The organism is Bacillus sp. FSL K6-3200 (assembly GCF_038630485.1).
In the GTDB taxonomy this organism is placed as follows: Bacteria; Bacillota; Bacilli; order Bacillales; family Bacillaceae; genus Bacillus; species Bacillus safensis.
The window spans coordinates 3,091,861-3,106,220 of sequence record NZ_CP152032.1 but is presented as its reverse complement, the minus strand read 5'-3'; the positions used below and the strand labels follow the sequence as shown (position 1 = coordinate 3,106,220).

General features: G+C 40.7%; 17 protein-coding genes. 1 reads left to right on the top strand and 16 read right to left on the bottom strand.

All coding sequences use genetic code 11. From position 1 onward, the window contains the following. Positions 1-144: 144 nt before the first annotated feature. Genes MHI60_RS15940 through MHI60_RS15930 form a run of 3 tightly spaced genes read right to left on the bottom strand, consistent with a single transcriptional unit; the run spans position 145 to position 1,829 of the window. A complete protein-coding gene (locus MHI60_RS15940; protein WP_008344527.1) occupies positions 145-339 on the bottom strand; it encodes a hypothetical protein in 195 nt (64 codons plus the stop codon). Between the two features lie 6 nt (positions 340-345). Then, positions 346-1,230 (bottom strand): YIEGIA family protein, encoded by an 885-nt coding sequence (locus tag MHI60_RS15935; protein ID WP_095408893.1) that lies wholly within the window; start codon positions 1,228-1,230, stop codon positions 346-348. Then, positions 1,227-1,829, bottom strand: coding sequence for a hypothetical protein (locus MHI60_RS15930; RefSeq protein ID WP_263639726.1), 603 nt, complete (start codon positions 1,827-1,829; stop codon positions 1,227-1,229). Before MHI60_RS15930 ends, MHI60_RS15935 begins: the two co-directional genes overlap by 4 nt. 119 nt (positions 1,830-1,948) lie before the next feature. Between MHI60_RS15930 and MHI60_RS15925 the strand changes: the two genes are divergently transcribed. Then, entirely contained in the window at positions 1,949-2,080 is a 132-nt protein-coding gene (locus tag MHI60_RS15925; RefSeq protein WP_075611569.1) for a YpzI family protein, read from the top strand. 214 nt (positions 2,081-2,294) lie between these two features. Here the strand turns inward: MHI60_RS15925 and fni are convergent, their stop codons facing one another. From fni to MHI60_RS15860, 13 genes are all read right to left on the bottom strand, one after another. Further along, positions 2,295-3,350, bottom strand: coding sequence for a type 2 isopentenyl-diphosphate Delta-isomerase (fni, locus tag MHI60_RS15920; RefSeq protein ID WP_111290431.1), 1,056 nt, complete (start codon positions 3,348-3,350; stop codon positions 2,295-2,297). A 14-nt stretch (positions 3,351-3,364) separates the two neighbouring features. Continuing rightward, the gene (gene rpsA, locus MHI60_RS15915; RefSeq protein WP_041085926.1) at positions 3,365-4,516 is read right to left on the bottom strand and encodes a 30S ribosomal protein S1; all 1,152 of its coding nucleotides are present in this window, start codon (positions 4,514-4,516) and stop codon (positions 3,365-3,367) included. A 223-nt stretch (positions 4,517-4,739) separates the two neighbouring features. Then, positions 4,740-5,417, bottom strand: coding sequence for a (d)CMP kinase (cmk, locus tag MHI60_RS15910; protein ID WP_095408896.1), 678 nt, complete (start codon positions 5,415-5,417; stop codon positions 4,740-4,742). A 71-nt stretch (positions 5,418-5,488) separates the two neighbouring features. After that, positions 5,489-5,671, bottom strand: coding sequence for a DUF5359 family protein (locus MHI60_RS15905; protein WP_024422820.1), 183 nt, complete (start codon positions 5,669-5,671; stop codon positions 5,489-5,491). Between the two features lie 63 nt (positions 5,672-5,734). Continuing rightward, positions 5,735-6,382, bottom strand: a complete 648-nt coding sequence (locus MHI60_RS15900; protein ID WP_144484506.1) for a flagellar brake domain-containing protein — start codon at positions 6,380-6,382, stop codon at positions 5,735-5,737. A 102-nt stretch (positions 6,383-6,484) separates the two neighbouring features. Further along, positions 6,485-7,834 carry a germination protein YpeB gene (gene ypeB, locus MHI60_RS15895; protein ID WP_144470985.1) on the bottom strand — a complete coding sequence of 450 codons (1,350 nt, stop codon included), beginning with the start codon at positions 7,832-7,834 and terminating at the stop codon, positions 6,485-6,487. Between the two features lie 16 nt (positions 7,835-7,850). Next, positions 7,851-8,762, bottom strand: coding sequence for a spore cortex-lytic enzyme (sleB, locus tag MHI60_RS15890; protein ID WP_144484509.1), 912 nt, complete (start codon positions 8,760-8,762; stop codon positions 7,851-7,853). A gap of 133 nt (positions 8,763-8,895) precedes the next feature. Further along, entirely contained in the window at positions 8,896-9,552 is a 657-nt protein-coding gene (gene prsW / locus MHI60_RS15885) for a glutamic-type intramembrane protease PrsW (RefSeq protein WP_144484512.1), read from the bottom strand. 155 nt (positions 9,553-9,707) lie between these two features. Then, on the bottom strand, positions 9,708-10,679 hold the full coding sequence (locus MHI60_RS15880) for a YpdA family putative bacillithiol disulfide reductase (RefSeq protein ID WP_342502623.1): 972 nt from the start codon (positions 10,677-10,679) through the stop codon (positions 9,708-9,710). Positions 10,680-10,803: 124 nt separating this feature from the next. Then, positions 10,804-12,078, bottom strand: a complete 1,275-nt coding sequence (locus MHI60_RS15875; protein ID WP_007500982.1) for a Glu/Leu/Phe/Val dehydrogenase — start codon at positions 12,076-12,078, stop codon at positions 10,804-10,806. 196 nt (positions 12,079-12,274) lie between these two features. Further along, positions 12,275-12,853, bottom strand: coding sequence for a genetic competence negative regulator (locus MHI60_RS15870; protein WP_024428080.1), 579 nt, complete (start codon positions 12,851-12,853; stop codon positions 12,275-12,277). Between the two features lie 165 nt (positions 12,854-13,018). Further along, on the bottom strand, positions 13,019-13,807 hold the full coding sequence (locus MHI60_RS15865) for a metallophosphoesterase (protein WP_095408903.1): 789 nt from the start codon (positions 13,805-13,807) through the stop codon (positions 13,019-13,021). 87 nt (positions 13,808-13,894) lie between these two features. Further along, on the bottom strand, positions 13,895-14,350 hold the full coding sequence (locus MHI60_RS15860; protein ID WP_144484518.1) for a DUF2663 family protein: 456 nt from the start codon (positions 14,348-14,350) through the stop codon (positions 13,895-13,897). Positions 14,351-14,360 lie beyond the last annotated feature (10 nt).

Below are 14,360 nucleotides of genomic sequence, written 5' to 3'. Positions count from 1 at the left end.
AATCCAGCCGCGATTCAATATGTTCATCATCATGTTTCAACCGGGATTTAAAATTTTCATTCAGTTTTATGAAATAAACCCTTCAAACATGAAGGGTTCAACTTATATATTATATCAATTTTTAATCAGACCACAATGAATAACTTAAAAATGTTTGACAATCAAGTAAAGATCTTCTCCAATGCCGTGTGCAATTCCGTCTAAAATGGCCTCTAAATTCATGGCATACATGTCGAGCTCTTCTTTATTTTCACAGAAAAAAACCGCTGTTCCGCCAATAACCCGCTCTTTATTTGTTGTTGCCACAGCCAATATAAATTGTTCAATGGTGTTCGCCATGTCTTATTACCTCACTTTCTTTTTAATGAAATCTGTCGGCATTCTAATGGCATTTTCTAAAATAGGCACCTCTTCTAATACACGGACAGCTAAATCTTCACGCTGCCATTGCGGTAAAATGAACACGCCAAGTGTGCCGTTATTCAGATCACGTTTTGCGAGCGGACAGAGCGATGGTTCACCAGAATCACGGTACACGCCAAGCACGTTTGATAAATCAAATAAAATCGCTTGCCGCTGTCCAAGGTTGGCAATCGTTGTAGCAGAGTTGAAATTTTTCGGCGTCAAAATAAAGCCCATCCCATGTTCTAAAATGAGTTTTTGCTTTTCAGGCAGCCCGATATTCATAATATATATATCATTCACATAAAGCCCTGCCCCATCAAAGCGAAGCTCGCCTTTTTGAATACTGACGATATCCTTTAATTGACTGCCTGACATTAATAGCTTTGCCATGAAAAAACAAAGAATACCGACCACTGTTCCAACAACAAGTGAGAAGAAAATACAGGCTGTCGTTGTAATAAGTGCAGTGAGAATCGCAATATAATTTCGACTTTCAAAGGCAATGGCAATGCCTTCTATATATGTACTGCCTCGTGAGACAAGCTCATACGAATCCATTTGGGTTAACGTATTTCTTTCCATATTTCGGACATCTCGAAATTGCGTGGCTGCCAAAGTGAGAAAAGTAATCGCCGTAAATTCCTCCTGAATCAGTGCAGGCATAATGATCGCACCTAAGCCTGACGCAATAAAACCAAGCGCAATGTGAATCACTTGTCCATGAATATACGTAGGATATTGCCGGTAATCCGTTCTTAACATGTATAGTCTGGCTGCCATCCCAAAGATGACACCAATAATCACAGGAAACGTATAGTCTGTCATGTTGATTTTGCAGCCCCTTTTACTGATTTTCTTGATGAACGGGCGTTCAAGAGCTTTTCAAGCTGATCGACACCTAATAGGAAGACCGCTCCTTGAACAACGAAGGAAAGAAAAGAGAGGTCCCCTATAACAATTGATGATGTGAGGCGGTGAATCGTCAGCGCATAAAGGGCTTCGCCGAGACATACTGACATCATCCATAGGGTGATTCGTTCCGCTAACGGCTGTCCATATGTCATACACATTAAGATCAGCAGGGAAAATACAACCCAATCCACCTTTATTATCGTGAACCAAACGGGGTCATATAATGCAAACATCATAAAAAAGGCATACGCACTCACCATTGAGCCCAATTGCATGATTCTCATGATTCGATAACTAAACTTGAATATGACGAAAGAAACACATGCATATAAAAAAGTCATCAAAAATCCCGCATTGATGCTTATATCTAAAACGGATATCATGACATGACTGAATATAATATGGACAAGTACACAGATGCCCAGCACGCTGCGCCACAAACCTTTTTCCATGATAAATGTCACCATAATCCAAATGAACCATATAGACCAATAATAGTACAATGCCTCCAACGCCTCATCACCTCAATTACATTATGGGAGAATCTCCAATTTTTAAACATGCAGATCGTTACCCGCTTTGCATGAAATAAACAAGAGGTGACACCCTAATGATTGAGGAGGGATGCATGATGGGAAAAGATAGACAGGAAAAACGTTTAAAAGCGTCAAAAAGAGTGGAATCTGACCGTGATCAATCCATTCATCATAAGGGTGCAACAACATTAGAAGGTCCAGAAAGCGCTCGAAAAAGAAATCAATAAAAAAAGGCATGTGATGATCACATGCCTTAGGTTTGTTGACAAAGGGCTAAAATGTTCTTTATTTTGGACCTTTGTCTTCTTTTCAGCGTGATAGAAAACCTTTGCAGCCCTAGGAAGGACAGTACCGGAGCGGAGCGAATTGACATTCGTGAGCACCAGCACGCAGGACTGACACCGAATGCGAGGGTTTGTCTACGCGCTGAGGCATGTGATATCACATGCCTCTCTTACTATAGTACGTTGTGTCGACGCCTCTTTCTTTGAGCCAATGACTTGTTTCCCCTGAAATCACAACCTGAGCTTGTCTCAGTTCTTCAATCGTCTTCACGCCAAGCACTGTCATCATCATCTTGATATCTTCTTGAAGATCCATGATATCAGCGATGAGGCCGCTTTCGCCTCCACTTGTCAGTGATTTTAAGAAAAATCCAGCAAGACCAGCAGCAGATGCGCCAAGAGCGATTGATTTGGTTACATCAAGAGCATCTTGAATACCTCCGGAGGCTAAAATCGTTTGATTCTGAAAGGCTGTATGTACTTCAGCAAGACTCGCTGCAGTTGGAATCCCCCATTGATCAAAATAACGAAGTGCTTTTTGGCGGCGGAGATTTTCAATTTTAGAAAAGTTCGTTCCACCAAATCCGCCTACATCAACTGCTGCAACCCCAGCATGAAATAACTTTCTTGCCGTTTCCTTGCTCATGCCAAATCCGACTTCTTTCACGACAACAGGCACACCAACTGATTCAGCGATAGCTGCAATCCGCTCAAGTGCTCCCCTAAAATCGCGATCCCCTTCAGGCATGACAATCTCTTGGATGACATTCAGGTGAATCTGGAGCATATTTGCCTCGAGCATGTCGACTGCTTCCTGAGCTTGCTTCATTGTCGCTTCACTGCCTAAATTTGCAAATACAATTCCATCCGGATTAACTTTACGAACGACTTCATATGTTCGTCTTTCTTCTTTATCTTTCAGTGCAGCCATTTGTGATCCAACTGCTACTGGGATATTGGTCTCCTTCGCTGCGATCGATAAAGAGCGGTTGATCTCATAGGTGGATTCTCCGCCCCCGCCAGTCATTGCATTGATAAAAATTGGCGAACCGAAAGTCAGTCCGCCAATTGTCGTATGTGTATCAATTTGTGATGTCGCAAGATCTGGTAAACTGGCGTGAACGAAGGAAACATCATCTAAACCTGTTGCTGCATGCTGGCCAGTGGACAACGCATGCTCAATATGCTGCTTCTTTCTTTCTGCTCGCGTCAATTTTGATCACCAAATTATTTTAGTTTATTGAGTTTATCGCCGATCAGGTCACCAAGCTGGAATCCGCTTGTGTTTTCTTCTTTCGCCTGATATTGACGATAATCCTCTTCGATTTGTTTTTCAGGATTTTCTTCTAAATCACGAATGCTTAATGAAATGCGCTCTTCGTCTTCATTCACATCAAGCACTTTCACTTTCACAGTCTGCCCTTCTTCAAGGACTTCTTGCGGCGTGCCGATATGTTTATGAGAGATTTGGGAAATATGCACAAGCCCTTCTACACCTGGCAGAATTTCAACAAATGCACCAAAGCTCACAAGACGCTGAACAGTTCCTTCAAGCACATCACCTTGTTTTACCTTTTCACCAATTTGGCTCCAAGGTCCTGGTAATGTTTCTTTAATAGATAGTGAGATACGTTCGTTATCACGATCAACAGCAAGTACTTTAACTTGGACTTCCTGTCCTTCTTCTACTACGTCAGATGGCTTTTCAACATGCGCATGGGATAGTTGAGAAATGTGAACTAATCCATCAATGCCGCCAATGTCAACAAATGCACCAAAATCAGTAAGCCGCTGCACTTTACCATCAATCACACTGCCTACTTCAAGCTTTTGCAGGAAGTCTTGCTTTTTGTCTAATTGCTCTTGCTCAACGACTGCACGGTGCGAGAGAATCACGCGATTTTTTTCGCGGTCAAGTTCTACCACGACAAGTGAGAGTGTTTTCCCTTTGTAATCTGTGAAGTCTTCTACATAGTGTGCTTCTACAAGAGATGCAGGAATAAACCCACGCACACCAATGTCAACGACAAGACCACCTTTTACAACGTCTTTTACTTCAGCTTCAAATACTTCTTTTGTTTCAAACTTTTTCTCTAGGTCTTCCCAAGCGCGGTCTGCATCAACAGCACGTTTCGATAAAATCAAAGCATCGTCTTCGACCTTTGTTACTTTAAGCTCTAACTCGTCGCCATCTTTCACGACATCTGATGCTTTTTCAACGTGAAGACTTGATAATTCACTGATTGGGATGATACCAGGTTGTTTCACATTGACGATATCTACATTGACATGCTTGTCCTCAACTTTAGAAACAATCCCTTTCACTACATCTCCAACCTCTGGTACCTGAACATCGATTTGATTCATTTCCTCTGTCATTTCGATAACCTCCTTGGTCCAAACCTACACAGCTTAGTTAAAACGACTGGGCGAATATGTGTCTTAAGCATGATGATTGCCAGCCGAATATGTATTATAGAAACATTCAAATCAATATAATTGCTTGAATGATCAATAAAAATAGTATTAGTATAAACTTCTAATAAAAGACCTTGTTTGTCAAGAGATAAACCTCTAACTTATAAAAGTTTTCTAAAATTTCTTACTGTTTCTCCACGCGGTCTGCTGCATCTAAAATTTTCCCTGCCACCTCTTCAATAGAAAGAGAAGTTGTGTCAATTTCAATGGCGTCATCCGCTTTCTTCAAAGGTGAAACTTCGCGCTCAGAATCAAGCTTATCGCGTCTTGCAATCTCTTCGATCAGCTGATCGTAATTGACATCGTAGCCTTTTTTCTGATTTTCTTCAAAGCGGCGTTTTGCTCTTTCTTCTACTGATGCAAGCAAGAAAATTTTCACTTCGGCATCTGGAAGTACGTGAGTGCCTATGTCTCTTCCATCCATAACGACGCCGCCTCGTTTGCCAAGCTCTTGCTGCCTGCGGACCATTTCTTCCCGAACAGCTCTATGCTTTGCAACAACCGATACTTGGTTGCTTACGCGGTCTGTGCGAATATCCTCTGTGACATCCGTATTGTCTAGATGGACTTTTTGACCCTCGCCTGTTGTTACGAGTTCAATGACCGTTTTTTTCAGTAATGAATCAAGTGCCTGTTCGTCTTCAAGATCTACACCTTGATTGAGTGCCGCAAGTGTAATCGCGCGGTACATAGCGCCTGTATCAATATAAATATATGATTTTTTTGCTGCGACAATTTTTGCCACAGTGCTTTTTCCTGCTGCTGCAGGACCATCAATTGCAATAGATAATTTCTTTTTCATAATACCTCTCCTTGATTGAATCTCCCTTATGAATTGTAACACGATCACCGCTCAAACGGGGGAATTTTCTATCAATCCTTCTGCTTAAACGTCTCAATCCATTCTTCAATACTCATGTTATTTACACCCTCATACTGCACGACTTTTGACAAAAAGAGTTCTCCTTTCGTCAAATGAAGTGTAATCTGAACGGTTAGCAATAAAACAAGCTGAATGAGTACCACTTTCAATAACCATCTTTCCATTGTCTTCATACAAAAAGCCTCCACGCTAGATTCTTTCCTCTCTAGTATGGAAGCTTTTTACACCCTTTATTCTTATGCTTTTTTTACACGTGTTAAAAGCTGCTGCTGGAAGCAGTATTTCATGATGTGCTGCTGGTGGTCATTTGTGATCTCAGAAAACTCCATGATCGCTCTTGTTTTCCCAGACTGTTCATCTTGATATACTCGACTCATCTCTGCAACCGCTTTTATTTTCACGGGCTCTTTCAAAGGAAGTTCAAATTCTGTGACCACTTCTCCATATTCTTTCAATGACACGCCTTCAGGAACAGCAATCGCCACGCCGCCAGCACTCATATTCACAATAAACGTTTCAAAGGCCACTTCATCCGTTTGCATGATGGTGGCTTTGACCATCGTATCCACTCTCAAGTATTCTCTTCGCTGAAGCCGGATCATTTCTTCTTTTGGCGGAATGGAAATAACAATCATCGGGATATCTTCTTTTCTTTTTCCAATGACTTCGCTTGTACATTTGTATGGAATTTGACTTTCGTCAAAAAAGAACACGGTGATTTCTGTTTGCTGGTTTAAGTAGATGGTGCGTCCCGTTTCTTTATCAGCTGGATAATTAATGCAAATATCATCGTTATTATTTTCCAAAACCTTCGATTTTGCTGTTTTCACTTCTTTGTTCTCATTGACATATTCAATTGTGATTGCATCCCCTATTTGTAACATTCCTCATCACTCTTTTCATCTGTGAAATCGTATCCTCTCCTATATTAAACCATGTCTAAAACAAAAGGAAAAGACTTATTAGCCTTTTCCTCGCTTCCTTTTTTATAGGTCTTTATATATAGGTTCTGCGTTCTTTAGTTTATCTACCCGTTCTTCTTTTCCAGTATCTGCATTAATGAACATGCGGTACGTATCGTTTTTTATCGTTCCAAGGAACTCATAGCATAGAACTTCCTCTGACATATCATTTTGCACAATCGCTAAATGAGTATCTTCGATCTTTACATGCTGATTCAATGTTTTCTTCGCTTCTTTTTGTGAGATTTTAGGCGCTTTGATGTCTCGTGTTTTATGATTCATCAAGTAGTCTTTCGCTGAAAACCCAACAACCTCGCCATCATCCAATGCGACTTTCATGCGTATACTATCTGGATAAAGCAGGACATTTTTTTGAAGAGGCACATAGGTAAATACGCCGATATTATCAAATTGTGCACTTTCATCTAAATGGAACGATTCTGTGTTAAACCCTTGCTTTTTTAAGAAGCTGAGTGCTTTTTCTGATGCATCATTTAAACTGATTTTCTGTTTTTTCACGTCACGATTCTGAAGGAGGTAGACTGGGTGTCCTCCTTTTTCAGTCAAGTCTAAGTAAAAGTTTGCATGACTGTCTGGATCAGACATCGATAAGCTGTAAACGTCACGATTGGTTTTGCTGCCGCTTTTTCTCACTTTAAAATGCTGGTTGTGGTCGGGTGTGAATTGCTGTGCAATGCGGATCGCTTCTTTTTTTGAAATCTTATCGCCTTTTAAATGATTGTAGCCTTGTGTTTCTTTTTCTGTCGACACATTTGTAGGCCCAAGATCAACATCTGCAAATGCATCTGCATTTCTCTCGACTGTTTTCAACCCGTCAATGATGGTGTTGTCGTTCTTCCGATCGCCGTCAGCGAGCGCCATCTCAACATCCATCCATTTTAAGTTTTTATTAAGTACGAGGTGCTGCACTTGTCTAAGTTCGTTTTGGATATCTGACGCTTGATCATATAGTGCTGTAATGGTTTTGTGTGTATCTTTATTTAATGGTTCATCTGATAAAGATTTGACTGATGATTTGTAGCTGAAGTCTCCGACATTCGCCAGGAATTCTTCCGTTTTATTAAACGGCATCAATGTAAGCGGGAGCTGACTGACATTGTTATGCGCTTCCGATGACATTCTCCATACATCTGCAAGTGCTGGTGAGATCGATGTTTGACTGTTCATCGCAAGTGTTGCACCCAGTTTGTCATGCAGCTGATCCACCTGATACGTTAAATCGTGGAAAGCTCTTTGGTAGTTGTTCTCAGCATGAAGCAGCACGGCGTCTTTTTCTTGATGTTCTTTATAGCCCCAGTAACCTGTTGAGATGACAGCAATTCCTAAAATAGCAATCAATATTCCTCTGATCATTTATTTACACCTCTTTTTATTCGCAGAATATATGTTTCCCGATTCGTTTAATTTGTGGTCTTCCCCAAATCCATGGACTTGTTGCTGTATCAGGATTAAAGTAATAGATCGCACTCTCAGACGGGTCCCAGCCATTGATTGCATCAAACACAGCCTTTTTGGCCGTTTCATCTGGCGACATATAAAATTGACCATCTGCTACAGCAGTAAACGCAAGCGGTTCAAAAATGACCCCTGCAATCGTATTTGGAAAGGTCGGATTGTTCAAACGGTTTAAGATGACGGCAGCGATGGCCACCTGTCCTTCATACGGCTCACCTCTTGCTTCACTGTAAACAGCTTGCGACAAGAGCTGAATGTCATTACTAGAAAAACCACCAGGCATGTTGGCTGCTGTTTGTTTCGGTGTTTGATTCCCCTGCTGGTTGCCTGACTGATTGCCAGACTTCCCAGATGATCCACTTTGACTTTTTTGATCTTCTTTTGTACCTTGAGCTGTCTTTTTTTGCGAGCTTCTTTGCGCAGGAGCCTTTGTTTGCTGATCAAGAGGCTTTCCGCCATAATGGGTAAACTGGTTCCCTTGCTGCAGCTGCTTTTGCACAAACTCTTTGTAGTATTTCGTCTTTTGAACTAATAAGTTTTTTGTTTTCTGACCTACAAGTCCATCGACCTTCTTCATGCCAAATTGGTTTTGAAAGTTGCGAACGGCCCAATACGTCCCCCAGCCATAGACGCCATCGATTTTGCCATTGTAAAAACCATTGTATTGGAGCCGCGCTTGCAGCTCGACTACATCTTCTCCTGTTGCCCCGCGCTGGATGACTTGGCTGGTGAAAGCTTCACTTTTACTCGCTGTCAAAAGTGAAGACGCAAGAAGAACGATTGAGAAGATAAGAACGATTTGTTTCATGAAACGAGCTTTATCCATATTTGATCCTCCTGTACTTTTGATGTTTGAATATATGTTTCTTCCGATCCCTATTTTTATACATTCAACACAGGAGAGAATTGGATGGAAAAGACAAAAAAACGCCCTATAAACAAAAAGGACGTTTTCCAAATTAAATTTGCACCATTTTTACCGCACGGGCTTTTTTTGCTTTCCTTAAACCAAACCACCATAAAAAAATCATAAACGGCACCATGATATATCCCCAATTTTTCATCCCTAATAGAATGAAATCATACAGGCCGTGAAACAGCACAGGGAGCGTTAAAGAAAGGAACAGCCATTTGCGCTGCTCTTTTTTATCAGAGAAGCGGGCTTTTCCGATATAAAAACCCATCACAACACCAAATAATGCGTGACTTGATACAGGTAGTAAAGCACGGGTAAATGCATATTCGACCCCATGACCGACTAAATAAAGAATATTTTCAAGTGTTGCAAAACCAAGTGAGACACTCGTTCCATACACAATCCCGTCATAGTGTTCGTCAAACTGGGCATGCGCATAAACGCTGACAATTAAAATAAACCATTTTAATGATTCTTCTAAGAAGCCCGACGTCACAAATGAAATTAAGATAGGGTTTGTTGCGATATTTTCCTCTTGAAGGACATATTGAATAAACATGGTTGGAAACACAAGTATGACACCTAGCATAAAAGATCTGATGACCATGTGAACCGGCTCATTGTCGTACTGATCTTTTAAATAAAAATAACTTAAAAGTGCGATGCCGGGAGCTAAACCTGCTGAGATGATTGCGATCATAACCAGACCTCTTTCCCTACATTATCCTTCATTATCGTACCATGATTTACCCTTTTTTTATATGACTCGAGCCCATTTTTCTAAAAATATCTTTCTATATAATCCCAATTTATATAAAAAAGAACCGAACCCCTTTGAAGGATTCAGTTCATTTTTTATCCGTTGATTCTTTTGTTGATTTCTTCTGCAATGAGTCCACCATGAAATCTTCCATTTTCGATAAAAATTTCATTGGCATTATTTCCAGCTGCAATGACTCCTGCAATGAAAATGCCTTCAACATTCGTTTCCATCGTCTGTTCATCAAATGCTGGGCGGCCTGATTCTTGGTCAATCGTGACACCCATTTTTTCTAAGAAAGAATGATCTGGATGATAGCCAGTCATGGCAAATACATAGTCACTTTTCACTCGATCCGTTTGATCTTGCTGATTTATAAAAATCACATCTTCTTCTGTGATTTCTTTCACCTGTGCGCCAAACTCCATGCGAATTGTTCCATTACGGACAAGCGCTTCAAACTCTGGTAAAATCCAAGGTTTGATGCTGGATGAATATTCAGTTCCTCTATACAGCACAGTGACTCTGCTTCCACATTTCACAAGTTCTAGCGCAGCATCCACACTGGAGTTTTTCCCGCCGATCACCGTCACATCTTTATCAAAATATGGATGTCCTTCTTTAAAATAGTGATACACGTGAGGAAGGTCTTCTCCTTTGACGTTCATATAGTTTGGATGATCATAGTAGCCAGTCGCAATGACGACGTAATCACATGAATAGTTGTCTTTTGATGTACTCACCGTAAAACGGCCATCTTGTTTTGTCACGGCGTTTACTTTTTCAAAAGCATGCACACGCAGGTTTTTTCGTCTGACGACCTCTCGGTAATAGGAAAGTGCCTGAATACGAACAGGCTTACGGTTTTCAGTAATAAAAGCGACATCACCGATTTCAAGCTTTTCACTTGTACTAAAAAAGGTTTGATGTGTTGGGTAATGATAAATACTGTTCACGACATTCCCCTTTTCAATCACAAGTGCATCAATCCCAATTTGCTTGAATGCGATGGCAGCTGATAACCCGCATGGGCCGCCTCCTATTATGATCGCTTTTTCTTGTTTCATTTGTTCCACTCCTGTCAATTCACTGCAATAACAATTGCTGGGCTGTTTGATTCTTTGTTCCATTCCATAAAAAAATCTCCTATTTAAGGATAGGAGATTTTAAGGCGCGATGCAAATAAGCCGCTTAAATCCAGCCTCTGAATCGAGAAGCTTCAGCCATTTTACGTACACCGACCATATATGCAGCAAGACGCATATCGATTCGGCGGTTTTGCGCCATTTCATAAATATTATTAAATGATTTCACCATCATATCTTCTAAACGAGTTTCAACTTCTTCTTCAGTCCAGTAGAACCCTTGGTTATTCTGAACCCATTCAAAGTAAGAAACAGTTACACCACCCGCACTCGCAAGTACGTCTGGAACAAGCAGTACACCACGATCTGAAAGAATTTTGGTTCCTTCCAGTGTCGTTGGACCATTTGCTGCTTCTACGACAATTTTGGCTTTAATGTTTGCCGCATTATCTTCTGTGATTTGGTTTTCAATGGCTGCAGGTACTAAGATATCACAATCCAGCTCAAGCAGCTCTTGGTTTGTAATTGTATCGTTAAATAGTTTAGTGACGGTTCCAAAGCTGTCACGTCGGTCAAGCAAGTAGTCAATGTCTAGACCATCTTCATCATATAATCCGCCGTATGCATCTGAAATCCCTACGATTTTTGCTCCAGCATCATACATGAATTTAGCTAAGTAGCTTCCTGCATTTCCGAATCCCTGTACGACAACACGAGCTCCGTTAATGTCAATTCCTTTTTTCTTCGCCGCTTCTTTGATGCAGATCGTCACACCTTTTGCTGTTGCAGTATCACGTCCGTGTGATCCCCCAAGAACAATTGGTTTTCCTGTAATAAATCCTGGCGAGTTAAATTCATCAATTCTAGAATATTCATCCATCATCCATGCCATAATTTGAGAGTTCGTAAACACGTCTGGTGCTGGAACATCTTTTGTTGGTCCAACGATTTGACTGATGGCGCGAACATAGCCGCGGCTTAGTTTTTCAAGCTCTCTGAATGACATTTCTCTTGGATCACAGATAATACCGCCTTTTCCTCCGCCATAAGGAAGATCCACAATTCCACATTTTAAACTCATCCAAATTGAAAGCGCTTTTACTTCTTTTTCCGTAACGTTCGGGTGGAAACGAATTCCTCCTTTTGTTGGACCGACAGCATCATTGTGCTGTGCGCGGTAACCAGTGAAAATTTTCACCGATCCATCATCCATACGTACTGGAATTTTGACCGTTAATAGACGAATTGGCTCCTTCAGCAATTCATACACTTCCTGCGGATACCCTAATTTGTCTAGCGCTTTATGTATGACGGTTTGAGTTGACTTTAAAACATCTAGCTTATCTTCTGCGTTATGAGCGGCGTTTTGATCGGCTGCCATTAAAATAAACCCCCTAGAAATCTTTCATGATCTACTGCTCCCTTTCAAGCAATAGTATACACCTTCGTACTGGTAAAGCAAAGGTAAAAAGCGTTTTTTATCAAAATAAAATATCAGCGTTTATAAATATAAAAAAGGATATAAAAAAATACTGTTGTTTCATCACAACAGTATTAAATATAATAGATAAAAGTGATTAAAAATACATTTGAATCGTTTTCACAGCATCTTCTTGCATGATCACTTTTCCATATTCTTTTAGCCGGTGAATGGTGAGTGTCGTAGGTGAACCAAACTCTGCTAAAATCGAAATGACTGTATCAGCAGATAATTCTCCAACATCATCCAGGCTGAGATAATATTGACCTTCATAATGGTAAACTGTACCCCCTAAAAGTCCAATACGACTTAAACTATGGGACAGTTGAATCACATCTTCAAACGAAGCAAATTGATAGAGCACGTGCTTGCTCTCGTCGAGCTTGACTTGCATCTCAATGTAATCTTCATCAAACTCATCATCAGCATCTTCCTGCTGACTCTTTGTGACAATGACGACCATCCCCTGCGCCTGAAGAGAAAATACTTCAACAGCAATCGGTCCATTCGCTTCAAAACCGAGCTCCTGATTCGCCTCGTTCATCATGTCTTTAAACAGCTGATGGACTTTGAACGAATCTTTCCAAAGGTCTTCTTTCGTAAGACCTCGGTCTGTCAGGTCATCTAGTGTGAGAAAAATTTTGATTTTATTATAATTCAGACGCTCCAGTCGCATAACGTTCCCTCCTGCCTCTTCTAAACACACATCATACTGTAGTATATGAGATGATGAGTCATAGGTTCTTAATTTTGTATTCAGTTTACACTGTGTCAAGACGGAAGACAAGCATGAAGCTATGCTTACGGTGACTTTTATGGAAAATATTGAGGGTGCCGCAAGTTAACGCGTTTTTAGAGGCATTAAATAGATCAGATGCGTTTCTGGTTCTGCTCCTAGACGCATTGGAATCTTTGTGGTCCCGTAGCCATTACTAATGAGAAAGAACGCACCTTTGACCTGGCCTGTTCTTCCTTTTTCATACGGACCAAATTTCCCAATTCGGATCTGTCCCCCATGCGTATGACCGCTCAGGACAAGATCGATTCCCTCTTCTTCACTCATCAAATGATGCACATCTGGATTGTGTGATAAGAGAATATTGACATCATCTTTCACAAACTCAGGCCGTATCGCTTCATAATCTGCTTTTTCAAGCCGAATATCATCAATTCCTCCGATTTTAATTCGCTGGCCTTCGAAATTCCATACAGCCGTTTCATTTTGCAAAGTCGTGACATCATATGCATGAAGAATCTCTTTAAACTTTTGCTGGTGCAGCTCATGATCATTATTTCCCCAAACAAAATAAACCGGCGCAATTCTTGATAAACGTTTCACATTTTCTTCAATCCTTGCATAGGGTACACCTTTTTCTGCTAAATCTCCGCCAATCATAATCACATCTGGCTCTTCCTGTCTGATTTCTGCTAATAAAGTGTCACTGATGAGACGTCTGTGTGTATCAGAAATAAAGAAAATGACAGCAGGCCGGTCTGATTGAAGTGCTTCTATTGTAAAGTAATGCTTTTTGATGTTGTTTTGTTTTGCCGTTTTCACCATTTTTGCCGTTACACACACACCTGTTGTAACAGCCGCAATGGCGGCAGTAAATCCGATGGCATATTTCATCACAAATGGCTCCCTTACATATCTTTCTTTCATAAGACGCTTGAATGAAAAAAGACGTTTCAACTGTTAAACGTCTTTTTTTCTCATTTATTTACTTTCATAATAGAGATTAATGTCATATTGCTTCTGCATATAGTGAAAAACCGTCTCGCGCTCTTTCCACTGATTTGACTGCGGCCATAAATCTGTGCTTTTTTGTATAATTTCACATCGAAGCCGATGATATTCATCCTCAGCCTTTTCTTCTTTTTTCTTATAGTAATAAGATGCGTAAAAAGCAAAGACCTCAGCCATGATCCAAAACAGAAAAACTTCATGACCAAGCAGTGTTGCAATCATGGATTCCGGCTGAAGCGAGCCGCCTCCTGCATTTGCCGTAATCACAAAATAAAACAAAAGAATGGCCAGCGATAGAAGGGCTGTCCATTGCCATCTTTTGCACTGCTTGGCAAAACCCTCATATTTATGCTTTCTTTTGATCAATGTTTCCATCATTTTCTGTGTCGGCTGATCCATATATCGGCTGATTGCGTGCAATGTCATCACATACACC